Consider the following 15,821-nt stretch of genomic DNA (forward strand, 5'->3'; position numbering starts at 1 on the left):
GGCCTCGCGCCCGCCTGTCACACGCGCGGCGCTCGTCCTCCACCGGGCATGCCACCCCGATCTGCGCTCGCGCTGCTCGCCATCTTCGCCGTCGCCACGCCCGCGTCCGCTCGCGTCTCGCCATCGGTGGGCGCCGCGGGTCAGCGGCCGACCCCGACCGCCGCAGACGCGCATCCGACCGCGGGCAAGACACCGCAGCCGCAGCTCAAGCCGGCGAAGTACCGGCTGGCGATCCAGTTCGTGCGCACGGCCGACGACGACGGCGGCCGACCGAGCACGCTCACCCGCGCGAAGGCACAGGCGGCGATCGACGCCGCGAACGTCATCTATCGCCGCAACGGCGGTGACGTGTCGTTCGTGATGCACGCGGACTCGAACTTCGACGCGCCCCCTGTGCGCAGCACTGCGCTCAACCGCGACTGCATCTTCGCGCCGGGGCAGACGATCGCGACCATCGAGGCGAACACCGATCGCAGCGTCGATCCGCAGACGCTGTGCGACTCGACGACGCCGGCCAACGCGCGCTCGGCCTACGGGCTCGAGCGATCGGATCGCATCGTCGTGTTCTCGCGCGGGGGCAACTTCAAGCTCGCGTGGGACGGCGACGCGGGCCACTGGTCGGTGAGTCGCCCGACCGGCGGGGAATCGTGGGGGACGCGGTCGTTCGTGCGCATGCCCAGCACGTTCGACGGCAGCTCGTTGCTGGCCCATGAGCTCGGCCACTACCTCCACAACCCGCACACGTTCGATGGCGGTCCGTCGGTCACGACCGCCGCCGAGGCGAAGGCGGCCATGGAAGCGTGGGTCGCCGATCACCCGGGCGATCATCCGAGCGCGGTGTTCGACGGCGACGCACGCAGCGACTATCCCGTCGACGACACCCCACCCGACCCCCGCGGCTCGCTGCTCATCGACGTACATGGCGGCGACAAGTGCGACCCCGACCACGGGAGCGTGACGATCGGCGTCGTGGTCCGCGGTGCGCGGCAGAACGTCACGCTCACGCCCGACCGCTCCAACGTGATGAGCTACTTCAAGGGCTGCCCGTTCCCGCAGCACTTCAGCAGCGCGCAGTACGAGAACATCCACGCCGCGCTCGCCGGCAACCGACGCGACCTGCTCGCCAGTGACGGCGGTTGCTACTCGCGCGGCAGCGATGGTCCGATCGTGACGAGCGACGACGGGCTGGTCGCGACCATCCGGCGCATCGCCGCCTGCAAGCTGCTCGAGCGCAAACCGATGCCGTGGGAGGAAGTGATGGGCACCATCTACAGCCAGCCCGGCGATCTGAAGGCGGGGTTCCGCAAGGTCGGGATCGCGACTGGTGCGATCGGTGTGCACGTCGCGCGCGAGAAGGCTCTGCTCGAAGCGTTGCGGACCCCACCGGTCGACGACTGAGCTCGCAAAGCCTGCGCGCGCGGCTGCGTCGGTGATCGAGGGTCGGCACTGCTACCGGCGCTTCGCGGTCGGTGCTCGCCGGACGGTGGCGATGTGCCGGCCGCACCAGATCGAGATGGGCCGCTGCTGCGCGTCGGGACGTGGCGCGGTGTCGTGCACGTGTCGGTCTCGTCGCTGTCGCACCTGCTCGACCTGCTCGCAAAGCCCGAGACCCTCGCGGGTGTGGAGCGCATCGTCACGAACCTGCCCGGGCTCTCCCGTGCCCTGCTCGCGCTGCCCACCAGCGACCGCACGCTCGGATTCCTCACCGGCGCGAGCGCGGCGATCGAACGCGTCGCTGCGCGCGGCAGCACCAACCCACTGGGCCTGTTCGGTGCGCTGCGAGCCCTTCGCGATCCAAAGGTGCAGGCGGTCGTCGGCTTCGCAGCCGCGGTCGCCCACGAGGTCGGCGAGGAGCTCGAGAAGCCGCAGCAGCTCCCACCGGCGCGGTGACATCGAACCGGCCGCGAGAGATCGGGCTCAGCGCCGCGCGGCGAAGTGCCCGGTCTTGGTCCACACCTGCGCCCCGGCTGCGGATCGCACCCGCGCCGGTGGAGCCGCACGGCGCCACCATGCGGGTGCGCGTAGCTCGACGCCCGCGGCCTCGAGCGTGCCCTCGCACAGCAGCAGCTCCCAGCCAGCGCCGGTGCCTGCGGGTAGCTCGCCCTCGAATCCGACCGGCAGCTCGAGCAACGCGACCGCTTCGGCGCCATGCGCATGCAGCTCGCAGCGACGCATGCCCGACGGCAACGTCACCCACGCGCGCTGCTGCGGACGCACGACCACGCTGCGCGTGTCGTCGCCGGCGAACTGTCGCAGCTTGACGAAGATCGTGCAGCCCAACGCGGCCGATGGCGCGTGGCGACTGCCTGGTGGGTTGCGCACGTAGGTGCCGGCCTCGTACTGCCCGTGCTCGTCGTCGAAGCGCCCCGCGAGCACCAAGAACTCCTCGCCGCCGCCGTGCTCGTGCGCGGGGAAGCTGCAGCCTCGTGCGTAGCGAACCACGCTGGTGGCACGCGCGACCTCGTCGCCGTCGCGTTCGAGCATGCGTCGTTCGACCCCTGCCGCGGGCGCCGGCACCCACGGCAGGGTCGCGATGGCGATGATGGCGTCGCGCTCGAGGTCGGCGTGGATCTCCATGGGTCGTGCTCCGAGGGCTAGAAGAATCGATCGTCGCAGCGCCGCAGATCGAGTTCGTGGGTCCAGGTGTCGCGGGGCTGGTCGATCACCATCATGAAGGTACGCGCAACCGCGTCGGGGTCCATGCACGCATCGTCCGCCGCTGCGAAGCGGGCCTGGGTGCGCGCGCTGGCGATGAGACCATCGAGCACGACGTGGGCGACGTGGATGCCACGGGGGGCCAGCTCGCGCGCGAGTGACTGCGCGAGCCCGCGCAGGGCGAACTTCGCGGAGGCGAACGCCGCCGAGCGCACCCCGCCACGCATCGACGCGGTCGCGCCCACGAACACCAGCGTGCCGGTGCCGCGTGCGAGCATGCCGGGCAGCACCGCCTGCGCCGTCACGAACGCGCCCAGGCAGGTCGCCTGCCACGAGGACGTGAACACCTCGGGCGTCAGCTCCATCGCCGGCGCGAGCACGACGCGATGGGCATTGTAGATCACCAGCGCGGGCGGGCCGAGCTCGGCCTCGATGGTACCGACGGCCTCGACCATCGCGTGCGGGTCGGTCGCGTCGCCGACGATGCACCGCGTCGCGACCTCGCGTGCGAGCTCGCCCAGCGCTGGCGCTCGTCCGATCGCGGCGGTCGACCAGCCGGCAGCCGCGAGCTGGCGCAGCAACGCCGCGCCGAGCCCGAGGTTGGCACCGACCACCACGGCCACGCGGGGTCGCACGTCGTTCACAGCGGCGACGGGGCTCCCAGCCCGGGCATCGCGACATGGAACGCCGCCGCCTGGAGGCCGTCGATCCACGCGCGCGTGGCCGGGAACCCATCGAGGCTCACGCGGCCCTCGGGCGCGAGCGCGACGCAGGGGTAGCACGCGAGGTCGGCCACCGAGAGCTCCGCGCCGGCGAGGTAGGGCGTGCGCGCGAGCTGCTGCTCGACCAACGCCAGGCTCGCGCGCGCCGCCTGTTGCACGGCGGCGATGTCCATCGGCACCCCGAGCAAGTAGTGCAGGCGAGCGAGATGGGGACCGTTGTGGATCTCGTTGGCGGCGAACGACAGCCACTGCATCACCTGCGCCGCCGAAAGTGGTGTCGCCCCCAGCCAGGTGCCACCGCGATCGAAGCGACGCGCGAGATACACGAGGATCGCCTGCGCGTCGTAGATGGTCGTGCGCTCATCGGGGTCGACCAACACCGGCACCTGCCCACGGGGGTTTCGCGCGAGGTGTGCCGCCTGCTTGTGCTCGCCCTTCACGACATCGACGACCTCCTCGCGATACGCGAGATCGAATGCGCGCAGCATCAAGCGGACCTTGTGGGTGTTGCCGGAGAGTGGGTGACCGAACAGCGTGAACATGCCGATACTTCTTGTCGCGAAGGCGGCCCCGCTGGTAGACCTATCCATCGAATCGCAACATAGCGATCGCCTATGCCGAACTTCGCTGCCCTGCGCTACGCCGCCGCCGCCGCGCGCACCGGTTCGTTCACCGGCGCCGCGCAGGAGTGCGGCGTGGCCCAGCCCACCGTGTCGAACGCGATCGCGGCGCTCGAAGAGGAACTCGGCGCGCGGATCTTCGAACGTGGCGCGCGGGGCCTCGCCCCCACGCCCGCTGGCCGCACGTTGCTGCCGCTGGTCGACGCCGTGCTCGCCGCGGTGGGCGACCTCGAGCGCGGCGCCCATGCGCTCGCCCATCCCGAGCAACAGGTGCTACGGCTGGGCTTCTCGCCGCTCGTCGGCGCACGCATCGGCCTGTTGATGCAGCCATTCGCACGCGAGCACCGCGACGTCGATGTCATCTACAAGGAGTGCACGGTCGACGACATCGAGGCGCGACTGGCCGGCAACACCGTCGACATCGCCTTCGGCGTCGGGCTCGGACGCGGCAAGGATCGTGGTCGACAGGTGCTCTACCGCGAGCGCCTGCGCTACGTCGCGGCCGGCGGCGCATCGAACACCGAGACCATCGACGTCCACGAGGTCGCGCGGCGTCGCTTGCTGCTCACCGTCGGCGTGTGTGGCCTGGCCGCCGCCACGCGGGCGCTGTTCGAGCGCCATCGCCTGGTCCTCGACGAGTACCGCGGCCAAGCCATGAGCTACGGCGTGTTGCAGGAGTGGGCCGACCTCGGCATCGGCGGCGCGATGCTGCCCGAGTCGCTCATCCGCGGCGGACCGCACGGCCATCCGGTGGTGATGGCAGGCGGCAAACCCGTCGCGCTCACGTTCGAGGCGGTGTGGCGCAAGGACCTGCTCGTCGCCGCCCACGTCATCGACGCCGTGCGCTACCTGAGGACCATCGTGCCCACGCTGGCGCGCGGCATGGCGTTGACTTCGCCGGCTTCGCGGTGAGCCCCGGCGCGCCCGCGCTCGGGCATCATCGAGGCGACGCCATGTGTCGCAACATCCGCACGCTCTTCAACTTCGCACCGCCGGCGACCGAGGAGGAAGTCCAGGCCGCCGCGCTGCAGTTCGTTCGCAAGCTCAGCGGCTTCACGCGCCCGTCGCAGGCCAACCGTGAGGCCTTCGACGTCGCCGTCGATCGCGTGACCGTGGTCGCGCGCGATCTGCTGGCCTCGCTCACCACCACCGCGCCACCGCGCGACCGCGACGAGGAGGCCGCCAAGGCCCGCATCCGCTCGCTGCGTCGCTTCGGCGACTAGACGCGTGCTCGACGGTCCAGCGCCGCACGAGCGTGAGCTCGAGGCACTCGAACGGCGGCCGGGCGCAGCGCGAACGCCCGAGCCGCCGTCACTGGCGGGAGGTTCTCAGCGCCGCGACATGAACAGGCGCAGCACGTACCAGAACAGCAGCGCGACCGCGGAGAACAGCGCGAGTGCAGCGGCGACGTGCTGGGTCGTGCGGTAGGTGCGGATGACGTTCGAGGTGTAGAAGAGGATGTAGCCCGACGCGAAGAGGATCATCGCGATGCTGAAGACGTTGCCGAGCTGGAAGCCGAACACGAGGCTGGAGACGACCAGGCCCATCGCGGCGATGCCGGCGATCGACAGCGCGCCGCGCATGAACGAGAAGTCGCGCTTGCTGATGAACACATAGGCGGTCATCGCGGCGAACATCGCCATCGTGGTGACGCCGGCGGTGAGGATGACATCGCCGCCCACGAAATTGCGGGCGATGTACAGCATCGGCACGAAGATGATCGACTCGGCGACGGTGTAGAGCAGCAGTCCGAGGTACTGCGTGCCCAGCGAGGTCGAGCCGCTGGCCCACTTCTCGGCGATCCAGCTGACCCCGACGAACGCCAGCAACACGACGCCCCACGACGCCCGCGTCGAGACCATCAGCTGCGTCATCGAGCCGACGAACGGCATCATCTGCAGGATCGTCGACAGCACGACGAACACCAGGATCGCGCCACCCAAGTGCAGGTAGGTGCGCTCGATGAAGCGCGCACGCGCCTGCGGCGACGCGTCAGCTGCGAGCACATCCTCGATGGCAACACCGACGGGCGCCCCCATCGGCATCCCCATCATCGGCATCGGCCCCTGCGGCGGATACGGCTGCTGCGGATACGGCTGCTGCGGATACGGCTGCTGCGGATACGGCTGCTGTGCCTGCTGCGGGTACGGCTGCTGCGCCTGCTGCGGATACGGCTGCTGCGGGTACGGCTGCTGTGCCTGCTGCGGGTACGGCTGCTGTGCCTGCTGCGGGTACGGCTGCTGCGGGTACGGCTGCTGCGGGTACGGCTGCTGCGGATACGGCTGGTTGGGCTGGTTCATGGGTGGTCGTCCGGCGGTCTCGCTCGCTGCAAGCTCCGCGCGCGGCGAAAGCCTGGAATCCAGCGTGCGGTTCGGGGTCACGCTTGCCCATGTCGGGCGATGTTGGGTTTCCTTCTCGTACGGAGCTGCCCAGCTTGGGCATGGGATCGATGGGCCGCGTCCTTGGCCGCCCGGTGATGTTCGAGGGCAGCGCTAGGGGCTGAGCTGTGCGACCCACAGGTCCCGCGCGTCGGTGCCGACGTCGAGTGCACCGGTCACGTAGATGACCCCCGCATCGTCGATGAAGGCGTCGCGGCCGTAGTCGGGCCCGGCCGCACCGCCGGGGTACTTGCGCGACCACTTGACGTCGCCGTCCGCGGATACGCGGCGCACCAACGCCGCCCGTACGGTCGCTTCGATCTCGCCGCCGACCATCACGAGGTCACCGTCGGGCGCCCGACCGAGCCCGCTGCAGTGCGCGCCCTCCATGGTCTCGCCGAGGTACTGATCGGTCCACACGATCACGCCGTCGCTGTCGTAGCGGCGCAGGAAAGTCTGCCACGGCTGGTTGACGGTGCCCTGGTAGCCGCACACGTACGCGTCGTCGTCGTCGTCCACCTCGACGGCGATGAGATAGTCGTCGAGGCTCGCGGCACCGTTGGTCCCGCGCGACCACAGCAGGTTGCCGTCGACGTCGTACTTGCCCAGCCACATGTTGAAGGCCTCGGCCGCGACGAACTCGGTGCCCGCGACATAGATGTCGCCACCGACGGTTGCGGCCACGCCGTAGCCGCGATCGTCACCGAGCGCCGCGCCGCCGTAGCTGCGGGTCCAGGCCACCGTGCCGTCGGGTCCGAACTTGCGCAGCATGATCTCTTGACCCGCCGCGGTGCTGTCGTGGTAGCCGACCACGATGACGTTGCCTGCATCGTCGATCGCGACGTTCTGCACCACCGTGCTCGCGGCCGCCGACGGTGCATCGAAGGCGCTGACCCACAGATCCGCGCCGAAGGTGTCGACCTTGCGGACGAGGCCGTCGTTGCTGGCATCGGCGCCGCTCTGGTAGCCGACCGCGTACACACTGCCGTCGGCATCGAGCCCGACGCCGGTGAAGTTGTCGTTGCCGGCGCCCGGGCCGGCGTGCATGACCGTCCAGTACGCGCCACCCATGGGGCTGTAGCGACGCACCCAACCGTCGTTGCCGCCAGCCGCAGTCGCGACGTAGCCGACCACGACGAAGTTGCCAGCCGCATCCACGCTCACGCCGAAGCCCTCGTCGACCCCTGCGAGTCCCGAGCCGACCGTCTGCTCCCACAGGATCTCGCCCGACGGCGTGCAGTCGGCGTTGCAGCCGTCGGCGTCGTCGGTGTTGCCGTCGTCGCAGATCTCGTTGACGTCGAGGTTGCCGTCGCCACACACCGCCGGACCACCGCCGTCGTCGTCGTCGGCGTTGGTTAGACTCGTCGGCAGCGTGCCCGAGCTGCCCTCGTCGAGCGTCGCGACCATGGTGGTGACCGCACCGCCGTCGGAGCCACCGCTGCTCCCGACCGACGATCCGGTGTCGTCCTCACCCATCGAACGCCCACCCTGCCCCGCCGCACACGCCCTGAGTGCGAGGCAGGCGAGCTAACTTTATGGTCGACGCGACGAAGGACACGAAGCCATGGCACCACGATAGCAACCCATCGGGGTGCGATACCAGGTGCTGCACCGGGGCAGACGCGGGGGCGACGGGCCGCACGCACCTCGCAAAGTGTTCAGGGCCGGCGACGCGCGGGCGCAATCGCGACTACACTCTCGCCCGAAGCGAACGTGGCGTCCTCCAGTGATCTCTCGCAGCTCGAGGTGTTCGTCCGCGTCGTCACGGACGGGGGCTTCACTGCCGCGGCCGATGGGCTCGGCGTTTCGAAGTCATTCGTGAGCCGACAGATCGGGCACCTCGAAGACCGGCTCGGCGCGCGCCTGCTCAACCGCACCACCCGCAAGCTGACCCTCACCGACATCGGCGCGGTGTTCTACGAGCGGTGCCGCCGCATCCTCGACGAGCTCGCCGAGGCCGAGGGCGCGGTCACGAACCTGCAGTCGGCGCCGCGCGGGATGCTGCGCATCGCCGCGCCCATGAGCTTCGGCGTCGGTCACGTCGCGCCGGCGGTCGCGGAGTTCCTCCATCGCCACCCGGAGCTGTCGGTGAACATCGACTTCTCCGATCGACGGGTCGATCTGCTCGACGAGGGCTTCGACCTCGCGATCCGCATCGGCGCGCTCGCGGACTCCAGCATGATCGCGCGCAAGCTGGCGACGACGCACCTCGTCGTGGTCGCCAGCCCGGCCTACCTCGCCGCGCACCCGGAGATCGAGACGCCGGCCGACCTCCGCGATCACGAGTGCCTGCAGTACGCGTACAGCCCCACCGGGCAGCAGTGGCGACTCACCGACGGGAAAACCACCGTGACGGTCGAGGCCACCGGCCGCGTGACCGGCAACAACGGCGAGGGCCTCGCGCAGTTCGCCGCGGCCGGCCTCGGCTGCGCACTCATGCCCGACTTCATCATCGCAGGGCCGCTCACGCGCGGCGAGGTCGTGCGCGTGCTGCCGGGTTGGTGCCAGGCCAGCGCGGTCTCGGCGGTCTACCCCCACAATCGCCACCTCTCCGCCAAGGTCCGCGTGTTCGTCGACTTCCTCGCCGAGCGGTGGAGCGACCCGCCGTGGCAGACCGAAGACTGCCAGCGCGGGTGAGCGCGCACGACGGGCTCGTCGCGGTTTGCCCCCGCGTGCGACGTGAGCGAAGATCGTGACCCTGGACCCGCACGACACGCCGGTGGGAGCGACCGTACGCGACGACCTCATCGACGCGCGCGACGAGTTCTTCATGCGCGAGGCGCTGCGCGTCGCAGCGCAGGCCGAGCGCGCCGGCGATGTGCCGGTGGGTGCGATCGTCGTCGACGGCGATCGCATCGTCGGCATCGGCCGCAACCGCCGCGAGTGCGACGCCGACCCGGCCGCCCACGCCGAGGTCGTCGCGCTGCGCGACGCGTGTCGCGGCCGCAACCGTTGGCGGGTCGACGGCGCGACGCTCTACGTCACGCTCGAGCCGTGCCCGATGTGCGCCGGCGCGATCGTCAACGCCCGCGTCGGGCGGCTGGTGTACGGCGCGGCCGATCCCAAGGCCGGCGCAGTGCGATCGCTCTACAACATCTGCGACGATCCGCGCCTCAACCACCGCCTCGCGATCACCCCCGGGGTGCTCGCGGGCGAGTGCGGCGCGGTGCTGTCGGCGTTCTTCCAGCGCGCGCGAGAGCGCCGACGCAGCGGCGCCGGAGGCCCACGCCCATGACCGGCAAGCGCACGAAGCTGCCGACCGGCGCCAACACGGTGGCCGACGAGCTCGCGGCGGTGCAGCGCATCCTCGCGCGCGAGCGACTCAGCATCGACGACCCGCAACCCGGCCGCACGTGCTTCCTGTCGCACCTCGGCGCGCAGCCGCGGCTGGTGCCGGGGCCGTGGGTCGGACATCGCGATCTGCTGTACGCGCTGGCGCTCGCCAACCTCTCGCAGTCCCAGCGCGTGAGCCTGGCGCGTGCGGTGATGATCGAGCACGAGCGCGAGTTCGGCGTGGGCCACCTGCAGCTGACGCCGACCTCCTCGGGCCTGCCGTTCGGCGGCAGCTCGTTGTGGCTGCGCCATCGCACCGGCGGGCCCTCGTGCCTGTACACCTGGGCGCTCGCGCCGACCGCCAAGCCGAGCGCCTGCGATTGGTTGTTGCTGCGCGCGCAACCCGAGTGGGCCATCGAGACCCCGCCACCGGTGCTCAAGGCCGAGAGCCTCGAGGTGCTCGCGGCGCTCGGCGGCGAGGTCGTGGTGTTGGTGCCGAGCGCCGTGGGTGCGGTGCAGATCGCGAAGGTCTGCGCGGGCAAGGTCGCGGTCGCGGCGCATCCACGGTTCGCACCCCACGTCGAGGGCCACGATCCCGAGGCCCCGGTGCTGCTGTGGCCGCACGACGCGCTCGATGGCGCCGGCCTTCGTCGGCACGAGATCGCGGCGCTGGTCCTGGTCGGCGCACCCGAGGTCATTCGTCGCGACGCCGAGGCCTGGCGCGCGCGCCTGGGCCCGCGGGGCGAGGCGGTCGAGCTGGTCGAGGTCACATGCCCGGGCCGCACCGACCGCGACGGCGTGATCGATTTCTGGGAGGCGTGCGGGCGGCCGAAGGTGCTGCTGCGTGGCGATCCTCGCTGGGTTGCCACCGGCGCCCACGCCCTCGCGCAGTGCGGCGCAGGGGTCGAGGTGCAGCCCGACGCGACCCAGCTGGAGTTCTTCTAGCGTCCCGATCTGCACCCGAGCGGTGCGCCCACGACGACGCCGGCCTCACCCTGACGAGGGACACGAACACGACCGCGGCCGCACGTTTGTGATCCGCGCCGTGCGCCCGTATATCATGGGGCCCGCCCCGTGGCCGACGTCAACGAGCCCCTTCGCATTCCGCCGTGGATTCCGGTGGTCCTCGGCATCGGTGGACTGGCCGCTTCGCTCGGTGGCGTGCAGCCGGTGATCGCCGGCGCGCTCGCGCTGGTGGCCGGCGTGGCAGGGTGGATGATCGGTGGCGAGGCCAACGCGGAGCTGCGGACCAGCCACCAGCTGCGCGAGCAGCTGGGCAAGCTCGAGGCCGAGTTGCAGGCGGCCCGCTCGCAGCCGGCACTGCCATCGGCGGAGCTCGATCGACTGCGCGCCGAGCTGAGTGCGGCGCGCGAACGGGCCGCCAGCGCCACGCGCGAGGTCGATGGTCAGGTCAACGAGCAGGTCACCGCGCAGGTCACCGCGCGCATCGAGACCGCGACCGCACGCATCCGCGAGCTCGAGGTCGAGCTCGAGCGTGCGCGCACCCGCAGCGGACAGCTCGAGCGCGATCTCGAGGCCAAGGGCGCGACGCCGACGGCCCTGCGTCCGCTGCTCGACGAGTTCGGTCGCGACTTCGACCACGAGCTCAGCAAGGTCGAAGAGACCCGCGCGGCGCTCACGACCATGAGTGACAACCTCCAGGGCATCAGCAGCTCGGTCGAGTCGCTGGCCAGCAACGCCGAGGAGAGCTCGAGCTCGATCCTCGAGATGGCGGCCGCGAACGACGAGGTCGCCGAGAGCATGCTGAACCTCGCGGCCTCGGTGCAGCAGACCGCGACCTCGATCGAAGAGATGACCTTCTCGGTGAAGGAGGTCGCCAAGAACATCGAGGCCCTCTCGTCGACCGCCGAAGAGACCTCGAGCGCGATGAACGAGATGGACATCTCGATCCAGCAGGTCGAGAACAACGCCAACGAGACCGCGCAGCTGTCCGAAGAGGTGGTCTGGGCCGCCGAGGGTGGCGTCGACGCCATCAACCAGACCATCGAAGTCATCAACATGATCAAGAAGTCGGCCGCCGACGCGGTCGCCGTCATCGCGCGCCTGGGCGACCGCATCGACGAGATCGGCAAGATCCTCAGCGTCATCGACGACGTCTCCGAGCAGACCAACCTGCTCGCGCTCAACGCCGCCATCATCGCCGCCCAGGCCGGCGAGCACGGCAAGGGCTTCGCGGTGGTCGCCGACGAGATCAAGGACCTCGCCGAGCGCTCCGCCACCAGCACCAAGGAAATCGCCGAGATCATCAAGGCGGTGCAGCGCGAGAGCAAGAACGCCGTCGCGGCGGTGCAGCGCTCGAGCAAGAGCGTCGACGACGGCGTGCGCGTCAGCCATCAGGCCGAGGACGCGCTCAAGCGCATCAGCGACGCCGCCCGGCGCTCGACGCAGATGGTCCGCGAGATCGCGCGTGCCACCGTCGAGCAGACCAAGGGCAGCAAGCAGGTCACCGACGCCATCAACGTCGTCGCCACCACCGTGCAGCAGGTCGCGACCGCCACCGCCGAGCAAGCCCGCGGCGCCGAGCAGATCATGCGCTCGGCCGAGAAGATGAAGGCCATCACCCGGCACGTCGAGCGCTCCACCCAGGAGCAGACCCGTGGCAGCCGGCAGATCACCCGCGCGGTCGAGACCATCAGCGACATGGTGAACCAGCTCGGCGACGCCCACCGCACCCAGGTCGAGAACGTGATGCGGATCATCGCCCGGCTCGACTCGCTGGAGACGGCGACCCGCCGCCAGATCGACCGCATCGCGTCGCTGCGCGCGTAGACCTCGGGCGGCAACGCGGTTGCGCGCGTGCTAGCCTCGACCCGTCGTGCTCGACCTCAAGGCGAAGCTCGCAGCCGCAGGGCTGGTCACCAAGGACGACGTCGCGCGGGCCGAGGCCGCCAAGGCCAACCGTCGCGGCGGCAAGCCACAGACACCGCCACCGCCGGCCTCGGGGCTCAAGGTGTCGGCGCTGCGCGGCAAGAACAAAGGCGAGATCTACGACGCGGTGCGACGCTTCGTCGACAAGGTCCGGCTCGATCCCGTCGGTGCGCCGCCGAGCGAGTCGGCGCGGGCGTTCCACTTCCCGCTGCCGACCGGCAAGATCGGCCGGCTCGTGCTCGAGCCCGAGCTCGCCGGCCAGCTCGAGGACGGTCGTGCTGCGCTGATCTCGTACATGTCGAACCATGGCCTCGCGCACGCAGTGGTGCTCGCCGCCCACGGCCGCGAGATCGCCGAGCTCATGCCGCTGTGGTTGCGCGTGCTCGTGGGTGACGAGCGTGCGGGTGCGATGGCCGAGGAGCCCGCCAAGCGCGATGAGCCGCGCAAGTGATCGTCTGCCCGACGCGCGCGACGGTCTGACGCGGATCGAGCGCGTGGTGCTCTACGAACTGTCGCGCCTGCAGCGCGAGCGCGGCGATCGCAACGTGCCCACCGCCATGCTCTACGGCCGCGTCGTCGAGCACGTCGACATCTCGGTCGGCGAGCTGCAGCGCGTGCTGCAGCGGATGATCGGCACGCGCTGACAGCAGCGCCGCGGCTCACATCAGGATGCCCTTCGTCGGGCTTGCGCAGCGCCGGCAGCTCGGTCTCACCCAGTCGCTGGCGGAGGTTGACCTCGATCATCGTCGACAGCGCCGACAGCGGCAGCGCCGGCCAGAACATCGTGAAGGGATCCTCGAGCACGCGTCCGACCTCGTTGATCAGCGTGAAGCTCAGGCACACCAGCACGGTCAGCGGGATCGTCGCCCAACCCACCTCACCGACGATGCCCAGCGGCAGCAACACCGCGTAGATGCCGGTGATGCGCGAGGCCAAGAAGCCGTAGCTGGGTGGGAACGGAGTGCGCTTGATGCGTTCGCAGCCGCCCTGCACGTCGAGCAGCGTCGCGATCGAACGATCGAGCGACTGCAGCCGCAGCGGATCGAGGTGACCGGCGTTCGCGAGCGCCACCAGGTCCTCGGTCTGGCGGTGCAGCAGCGCGTGGGTGAGGTTCGACTCGCCGCGCAGGTGCGCGCGGGACTCGGGGTCGAGGAAGCGCTGCACCTCGGGGTCGACGAAGGGGTCCTGCTCGCGCAGCAGGCACCGCAGCACGTGAACGTAGGCGATGTGGCGGCGCACCAGACCCTGCTGGGTCTCGCGCGTCGCATCGTCGAGCTGCACCGCGTAGCTCAACACCTGCGTCGTGAAGTGCCGCGAGGTGTTGACCAGCTGGCCCCACAGTCGCCGCCCTTCCCACCAGCGGTCGTAGCAGGAGTTGGTGCGGAACGAGACGAAGATGCCGATCGCGCCACCGAGCACCGCGAGCGGCACGGTGTCGACCTCGAACCAGTGGATGTTGCCGAGGCGATCGAGCGCGGTGATCACCGTCGCGATGCCGAGATACATCAACACCGCGCGGGCCTGCCAGCCCAGCAGCCCGACGAGGGTTCCCTGATAGTTCACGAACATGGCCGCGCGAGCGTGCCCGCGCGAGCGCGGTTCGTGCAAGCGCGCCGACACCTGCCCGATCGCGCGGGGCTCACCCCGTTCGGATGGCGGGTCGCCTCGCCGTCAGTTCGCGCCCGACCACAGATGGACCGCAGCGCCACCGCCCTGCGCGATGTCGATGCGACCGTCCCCGTCGAAGTCGCCGGCCGCGAGCACGGGGCCTGGGCCCTCGAATTCGGCCATGCAGGTCACGGGCGTCGCGAAGCCGTCGCCGGCCCGCAGCACCACGAGCGCGCCGCCGTCGCTCGCGAGCACGACGTCGTCGCGGGCATCGCCGTCGAGATCACCGGCGACCATGCGGTGGTAGTCGCCATCGACACGGACCTTGGGTTGCTCGGTGAACCCACCGTCGCTGCGGAACGCCTCCCACAGCGCAATGCCGTAATTCGTGCTCACGCGCAGCACGTCGGCCGCACCATCGCCATCGACGTCACCGACGGCGACGCCGGTCGGCAGGGCCCCGACGCCCGAGATGTACGCGTCGGTGGTGCCGTCGAGCGGGCCGCCGCGATAGATGCGGAGATCTTCGTCGCCCGCGACCACGAGATCGGGGGTGAGGTCCTGGTACACCCGACCGATCGCGAAGTCCTCGAGCGCACCGCCGCTCGAGTGGATGTACGGCGCATCGAAGCCGGTGCCGAGGTTGGCCATCACCGCCAGCTCGGTCGAGGGTCCGCCGAAGTCGGCCTCGACCACGAGGTCGCCGAGACCATCGCCGTCGAGGTCCGCGAGCTCGAGGCGCCGCACGATCGAGGTCGGCGCCGCGCCGAGCCCGAAGTTGCCGGCACCATCGTTGAAGAAGAACACCAGCCCGGCGATCGAGCCGGAGGTTGCGAGCGCGATGTCCTGGTCGCCATCACCGTCGAGGTCGCCGACCCCGACGTCGTCGACGTGGATCCCTGCCATCAGCGGCAGCTCGACGACGGCCGTGCCGCCGCCGCTCATCACCTGTGCACCATCGGCGTGACCGATCACGAGCTCGCGCGCCGCATCGCCATCGCCGTCCATGAACGACAGCGAGGTGACCGAGATGCCCGCCGCCAGCGGAATCGGCGGGCCCAGCACGGCGTCGCTGCAGCCGGGCAGCACCGGCGCCTGGTAGCAGTAGTCGTTGCGACAGTACTGGCCGGCGTCGCAGTCCGCGTTGGTGTTGCACACGCCGGTGTAGCAGCCACCGTCGTCGTAGTAGCAGCAGCCGCCACCCTCACCGCAGCAGAAGTCGAGGCAGTAGTAGTACGGCTCGCAGACGCCCGCGATGCACTTGTAGCCGTAGCCGCAGGGCACCTGATAGCAATTGGTCGGACCGCTGTCGGGTCCGCTCGGATCGCTGGGGTTGCTCGGATCGCTGGGGTCGCTCGGATCCGTCGGGCTGCTCGACTGCGTCGGATCGGTGCTGACGTCGGTGTCGGTGCCGGTGCCATCGATGGGAATCAGCGGACCGCAGCCGAGCGCCGCCATCGGCAGCGCGAGCGAAGCCAGGTGCCACGAAGAAATTCGGAGTTCATGCATCGTTCGACCCATCCCCAAGCGAGCATCCGAGCGCCGACGCGAGTGTCGGCTCCGACGTGGTCGGCGACCCACCGGCCGCCCCGCGACGCCGTGGAATCACCACGGCCAAGGTGCGACATTGTGTCGCACGGCGGACGCGTGCGCAAGGCGGGCCCGTAGTCGCCCCG

The 15,821-nt window shown here is 70.4% G+C and carries 14 protein-coding genes and 1 pseudogene; 8 read left to right on the forward strand and 7 right to left on the reverse strand.

Annotated elements, in window-relative coordinates:
• Positions 1-48: 48 nt before the first annotated feature.
• Positions 49-1,398 carry a hypothetical protein gene (locus tag IPH07_31715; protein MBK6922008.1) on the forward strand — a complete coding sequence of 450 codons (1,350 nt, stop codon included), beginning with the start codon at positions 49-51 and terminating at the stop codon, positions 1,396-1,398.
• Positions 1,399-1,551: 153 nt separating this feature from the next.
• Entirely contained in the window at positions 1,552-1,890 is a 339-nt protein-coding gene (locus tag IPH07_31720; GenBank protein ID MBK6922009.1) for a DUF1641 domain-containing protein, read from the forward strand.
• Between the two features lie 27 nt (positions 1,891-1,917).
• Here IPH07_31720 and IPH07_31725 read toward each other — a convergent pair whose 3' ends face one another.
• From IPH07_31725 to IPH07_31735, 3 genes are read right to left on the reverse strand one after another with little or no spacing between them, the layout of a single operon-like run.
• Positions 1,918-2,577, reverse strand: a complete 660-nt coding sequence (locus tag IPH07_31725; GenBank protein ID MBK6922010.1) for a cupin domain-containing protein — start codon at positions 2,575-2,577, stop codon at positions 1,918-1,920.
• Positions 2,578-2,594: 17 nt separating this feature from the next.
• A complete protein-coding gene (locus IPH07_31730; protein MBK6922011.1) occupies positions 2,595-3,299 on the reverse strand; it encodes an SDR family NAD(P)-dependent oxidoreductase in 705 nt (234 codons plus the stop codon).
• Positions 3,296-3,967, reverse strand: a complete 672-nt coding sequence (locus IPH07_31735) for a glutathione S-transferase family protein (GenBank protein ID MBK6922012.1) — start codon at positions 3,965-3,967, stop codon at positions 3,296-3,298. Before IPH07_31735 ends, IPH07_31730 begins: the two co-directional genes overlap by 4 nt.
• Before the next feature lie 24 nt (positions 3,968-3,991).
• On the opposite strand from IPH07_31735, the gene IPH07_31740 reads away from it, so the two are divergent.
• Positions 3,992-4,909 (forward strand): LysR family transcriptional regulator, encoded by a 918-nt coding sequence (locus tag IPH07_31740; protein MBK6922013.1) that lies wholly within the window; start codon positions 3,992-3,994, stop codon positions 4,907-4,909.
• Positions 4,910-4,950: 41 nt separating this feature from the next.
• The gene (locus tag IPH07_31745) at positions 4,951-5,220 is read left to right on the forward strand and encodes a DUF2277 domain-containing protein (GenBank protein ID MBK6922014.1); all 270 of its coding nucleotides are present in this window, start codon (positions 4,951-4,953) and stop codon (positions 5,218-5,220) included.
• 105 nt (positions 5,221-5,325) lie between these two features.
• Here the strand turns inward: IPH07_31745 and IPH07_31750 are convergent, their stop codons facing one another.
• Entirely contained in the window at positions 5,326-6,036 is a 711-nt protein-coding gene (locus IPH07_31750; GenBank protein MBK6922015.1) for a Bax inhibitor-1/YccA family protein, read from the reverse strand.
• 453 nt (positions 6,037-6,489) lie between these two features.
• Positions 6,490-7,851 carry a hypothetical protein gene (locus tag IPH07_31755; GenBank protein MBK6922016.1) on the reverse strand — a complete coding sequence of 454 codons (1,362 nt, stop codon included), beginning with the start codon at positions 7,849-7,851 and terminating at the stop codon, positions 6,490-6,492.
• A 237-nt stretch (positions 7,852-8,088) separates the two neighbouring features.
• Here IPH07_31755 and IPH07_31760 point away from each other — a divergent pair, with 237 nt between their 5' ends.
• From IPH07_31760 to IPH07_31775, 4 genes and pseudogenes are all read left to right on the forward strand, one after another.
• On the forward strand, positions 8,089-9,012 hold the full coding sequence (locus tag IPH07_31760) for a LysR family transcriptional regulator (GenBank protein MBK6922017.1): 924 nt from the start codon (positions 8,089-8,091) through the stop codon (positions 9,010-9,012).
• A gap of 133 nt (positions 9,013-9,145) precedes the next feature.
• Positions 9,146-9,610, forward strand: coding sequence for a nucleoside deaminase (locus IPH07_31765; protein ID MBK6922018.1), 465 nt, complete (start codon positions 9,146-9,148; stop codon positions 9,608-9,610).
• Positions 9,607-10,593 carry a hypothetical protein gene (locus tag IPH07_31770; protein ID MBK6922019.1) on the forward strand — a complete coding sequence of 329 codons (987 nt, stop codon included), beginning with the start codon at positions 9,607-9,609 and terminating at the stop codon, positions 10,591-10,593. The genes IPH07_31765 and IPH07_31770 overlap by 4 nt, the downstream gene beginning before the upstream one ends.
• 669 nt (positions 10,594-11,262) lie before the next feature.
• Positions 11,263-12,438, forward strand: a pseudogene (locus tag IPH07_31775) (chemotaxis protein).
• 216 nt (positions 12,439-12,654) lie between these two features.
• Here IPH07_31775 and IPH07_31780 read toward each other — a convergent pair.
• Together IPH07_31780 and IPH07_31785 are read right to left on the reverse strand one after the other, a co-directional pair.
• The gene (locus IPH07_31780; protein ID MBK6922020.1) at positions 12,655-14,106 is read right to left on the reverse strand and encodes a bestrophin family protein; all 1,452 of its coding nucleotides are present in this window, start codon (positions 14,104-14,106) and stop codon (positions 12,655-12,657) included.
• Positions 14,107-14,208: 102 nt separating this feature from the next.
• The gene (locus IPH07_31785) at positions 14,209-15,654 is read right to left on the reverse strand and encodes a VCBS repeat-containing protein (GenBank protein MBK6922021.1); all 1,446 of its coding nucleotides are present in this window, start codon (positions 15,652-15,654) and stop codon (positions 14,209-14,211) included.
• Positions 15,655-15,821: the final 167 nt, after the last annotated feature.

It is taken from the genome of Deltaproteobacteria bacterium (assembly GCA_016709225.1).
GTDB lineage: Bacteria > Myxococcota_A > Polyangia > Nannocystales > Nannocystaceae > Xiheibacterium > Xiheibacterium phototrophicum.

Coding starts and splice junctions, on each gene's coding strand:
- IPH07_31715 (MBK6922008.1), top strand. CDS start 49: ATGCCACCCCGATCTGCGCTCGCGCTGCTCGCCATCTTCGCCGTCGCC.
- IPH07_31725 (MBK6922010.1), bottom strand. CDS start 2,577: ATGGAGATCCACGCCGACCTCGAGCGCGACGCCATCATCGCCATCGCG.
- IPH07_31735 (MBK6922012.1), bottom strand. CDS start 3,967: ATGGATAGGTCTACCAGCGGGGCCGCCTTCGCGACAAGAAGTATCGGC.
- IPH07_31740 (MBK6922013.1), top strand. CDS start 3,992: ATGCCGAACTTCGCTGCCCTGCGCTACGCCGCCGCCGCCGCGCGCACC.
- IPH07_31745 (MBK6922014.1), top strand. CDS start 4,951: ATGTGTCGCAACATCCGCACGCTCTTCAACTTCGCACCGCCGGCGACC.
- IPH07_31750 (MBK6922015.1), bottom strand. CDS start 6,036: ATGGGGGCGCCCGTCGGTGTTGCCATCGAGGATGTGCTCGCAGCTGAC.
- IPH07_31755 (MBK6922016.1), bottom strand. CDS start 7,851: ATGGGTGAGGACGACACCGGATCGTCGGTCGGGAGCAGCGGTGGCTCC.
- IPH07_31765 (MBK6922018.1), top strand. CDS start 9,146: ATGCGCGAGGCGCTGCGCGTCGCAGCGCAGGCCGAGCGCGCCGGCGAT.
- IPH07_31770 (MBK6922019.1), top strand. CDS start 9,607: ATGACCGGCAAGCGCACGAAGCTGCCGACCGGCGCCAACACGGTGGCC.
- IPH07_31780 (MBK6922020.1), bottom strand. CDS start 14,106: ATGTTCGTGAACTATCAGGGAACCCTCGTCGGGCTGCTGGGCTGGCAG.
- IPH07_31785 (MBK6922021.1), bottom strand. CDS start 15,654: ATGCATGAACTCCGAATTTCTTCGTGGCACCTGGCTTCGCTCGCGCTG.